Source organism: Micromonospora sp. KC207 (assembly GCF_004348615.1).
GTDB lineage: Bacteria > Actinomycetota > Actinomycetes > Mycobacteriales > Micromonosporaceae > Micromonospora.
This window is the reverse complement of the sequence record NZ_SMKJ01000465.1, coordinates 1-3,326: the sequence shown is the minus strand read 5'-3', so window position 1 is coordinate 3,326 and position 3,326 is coordinate 1. Positions and strand designations below refer to the sequence as shown.

At 76.4% G+C, this 3,326-nt stretch carries 2 protein-coding genes; both read right to left on the bottom strand.

Annotation, left to right across the window (positions count from 1 at the left end):
- The coding region (locus E1258_RS31305; protein WP_132407432.1) for an adenylate/guanylate cyclase domain-containing protein at nucleotides 1-2,793 on the bottom strand (2,793 nt) is incomplete at its 3' end.
- A gap of 168 nt (nucleotides 2,794-2,961) precedes the next feature.
- Nucleotides 2,962-3,177 carry a zinc ribbon domain-containing protein gene (locus E1258_RS31300; protein WP_132407430.1) on the bottom strand — a complete coding sequence of 72 codons (216 nt, stop codon included), beginning with the start codon at nucleotides 3,175-3,177 and terminating at the stop codon, nucleotides 2,962-2,964.
- Nucleotides 3,178-3,326: the final 149 nt, after the last annotated feature.

The window sequence follows — 3,326 nt, the reverse complement described above, 5'->3', positions numbered from 1 at the left end:
GGGGTGCACCGGGGCGGGCAGGCCGGTGGCGGCGAACCGGGTCGAGTCCACCCCGAGATCGGGATGCTCCACCGCCAACGCCAGGGCCGCCGCCTCCTCCAGCCCCAGCTCGCTCCCCTCGCCGTACGCGTCGTCGAAGGCCCCGTCGCCCATCATCCGGCGCAGCGCGGCCTGGCGTTCCAGCCAGTACCCGCCGTAGATGCCCGGGGTCGACCGCAGGCTCTCCCGGATCGCCTGGGCCGCGCCGAAGAGCCGGGCGGCGGTCAGCGGGTCGCCACCGGCCGCGCAGCGCACCGCGATGGCGTTCAGGGTGTCGCAGGCCCGGCGATGGAAGCCGTGGCTCATCCGCGACCGCAACGCGACCAGCAGGTGCTCGTGCGCGGCCACCAGGTCACCCCGGGCCAGCGCCACCATGCCGAGCAGCATGTCCACCGACCGACGCCCCCGGTCGGCCGGGCGGACCGCCTCGACCGGTCGGGCCGCGCCGAGCAGCTCCGCGGCCTCCGCCAGCGCGCCCCGCCGCCAGAGCAGCTCGGCGAGGCTGAGCACCGCCAGGAGCGCGTCCCCCGCCACCTCCCGCTCGTGTGCCCAGGCGATGACCTCCCGGCAGGCCCGCTCGGCCTCGGCGAACTGCCCCATGTCGACCAGCGGGACGGCCCGCCCGGCCAGCACCCGGGCCAGCAGGCCTGCGTCGCCGGCCCGCCGGGCCGCCGCCTCGGCCTGCTGGAAGTAGCGCAGCTCCTCGGCGAACTCACCGTCCGCGCCGGCGTGCAGCGAGTGCATGTAGTACGCCGCCGCCAGCTCGGCGTCCGGGACGTGCTCCCCGGTCTCGGCCATCCGGCCGTAGAGCCGGAACAGCCAGAGCCGCCCCTCCCGGGCCAGCCCGCGCTCCCGCCACCACTGGTCCAGGCCCCCGGCAAGGCGCAGCCCGGCCCGGGCGCTGCCACCGGTCGCGCACCAGCGCAGCGCGGCGCGCAGCTCGCCGGCGAGCGGGTCGAGGGCGTACAGGGAAAGGGTCGTCGGCCGGCCGTCCGGCCCGAGGCGGGCCTGCCGCAACGCGCGCGTCGACCAGGCCAGGTGCCGGTCCCGGGCGGCCCGTTCCTCGCCTGCCTGGGCAAGCCGCCGGGCCGCGTACGCCCGGATCGGGTCGAGCATCCGGTACGTGCTTCCCGACGCGTGCGGCTCGGCCAGGATCATCGACTTGTCCACCAGCACCGACAGCGGGTCGAGCGGGTCGTCGTCGAGCAGCCACTCCACCGTCGGCAGGTCCACCGGGCCGGCGAAGACCGCGAGCCAGCGCAGCAGCCGGGCCGCCCGGGGCCCGAGCGTCCGGTACGACCACGTGACGGTGGCCTGCATGGTGAGGTGCCGCTCGGCGGCCGAACGCTGCACGGCGCGGGTAGCCGGGGTGGGCGGGGCTTTGCCCCGGGAGGCCGCCGCCAGGTCGACGGTGTCCTGCTGGTTGCCCGTCCAGCCGCGCTCGTCCCGCACCGGCTGCGGAGCGTCCCGCCCGGCGTCGAGGGTCCCGAGCACGTCGTCGAGGCGCTCGGCGAGCTGCCCGGCGGAGAGCACCCGCAGCCGGGCGGCGGCCAGCTCGATGGCGAGCGGCAGCCCGTCCAGCCGTTGCGCCACCCGCCGCAGGTCGGCCGACTCGATCGAGGCCGGTTCCCGACCGCCCCGGGCGGCCGCCGTACGGGCCAGCAGCAGCGCCACCGCGTCGCTCTCCCCACCGTCCGGCCGGGGCTCCACGGACAGCGGCGGGATCCGCCACACCACCTCGCCGGGCAGGCCGAAGGACTCGCGGCTGGTGGCCAGCACCCGGATCCCGCCCCCGCCAGCGAGCAGCCGGGAGATCAGCTCGGCGCAGGCGGCCGGCTGGGCGTCGCAGGTGTCCAGCAGGATCAGCATCCGGCGGGCGGCGGCGTACTCGACGAGGGTGTCCACCATCCGACGGCCGGGCTCCGGACGCAGCCCGAGCACGGCGGCGACCGCGAAGGCGACCAGCCCCGGGTCGGTCACGGTGGCGATGTCGACGAACCAGACGCCGTCCGGATACTCCTCCACCACGCCGGCCGCCAGCTCGACGGCGAGCCGGGTCTTGCCGGCCCCGCCCGCGCCGAGCACGGTCACCAGCCGGTACACAGCCGTCAGCCGGCGCAACTCGACCCGCTCCGCCTCCCGGCCGACGAAGGAGGTGACCTGGGTCGGCAGGTTGTGCGCCACCGCGTCGGCGGTCCGCGGCCGGGGGAACTGCCGCTCCAGGCCGGGCGCGATCAGTTGGAACAGCCGTTCCCGGTCGTCGAAGCCGCGCAGCCGGTACAGGCCGAGGTCGAGCAGGGACGCGCCCGCCGGCAGCGGGGAGGCGTGCCGGGCGGTCGCCGCCGAGCAGAGCACCTGCCCGCCGTGGGCGGCGGCGGCGACTCGGGCCGCCCGATGCACCTCGTGGCTGGCGTACTCGCCGTCGCGGGGCTCCGCCCAGCCGGTGTGCAGGCCCATCCGCACCCGGGGCGCGGCCTCCGGCGTCGGCCAGTCGTGCGCCGCGAGCGCGCGCTGCGCGGTGAGGCAGGCGGTGAGCGCGGCGCCGGCGTCGGGGAACGCGATGAAGAACGAGTCGCCCTCGGTCAGCAGCTCCGCGCCGTCGGTGGCGGCCAGGGTGTCGCGCAGCAGCCGGCGATGCTCACGCAGCACCGGGCGGTATCCCGGGCCGAGCAGCTGGGCCAGGCGCGTCGAACCCTCGATGTCGGTGAACACGAAGGTCACCCATCCGCTCGGGAGGTGGATCCCTGGCGACATGCGTCGAACCTCCGCCCCCGTTACGACGCGTTCATGCTGCCCTATAGTCGTGCCGTCACGCATCGTGAGAACGGACGGGCGAAATCCACCCCAAGGTGCCAACGAGGGCCGGAACCGGCAGGGCCCGAACCGGTACGGCCCCGTGGGACCGGGTTGCGCGGGGCGGGGTCAGCAGCCGCAACCGCCGCCGCAGCAGCCCCCGCCGGAGGGGGCCGGCGCGGAAGACGCGCCGCCGCCTCGGCCGGTCACGGCCACGGTGGACAGCAGCTTGACGGTGTCGGCGTGCCCGCTCGGGCAGGACGCCGGCTCGCCGGCTCGCGCCATCGGACGGTTGACCTCGAAGGTGGCGCCGCACGCGCGGCAGCGGAACTCGTACCGGGGCATGCCACCAAGGGTACGACCGGGCCTGACTCCGGGCGGGGCATGGGTGATACTCGACGGGTGGTGGACGGCGAGGACAGATCGATGGTTCAACCCCTACGACCAGCCGCACCGCCCGAGGACGCGGGCGGCGTGCCGCCGCGCGTCCGGCT

Excerpts from the sequence above, each read along its gene's own strand:
- E1258_RS31300 (WP_132407430.1), bottom strand. The coding sequence starts at position 3,177 with ATGCCCCGGTACGAGTTCCGCTGCCGCGCGTGCGGCGCCACCTTCGAG.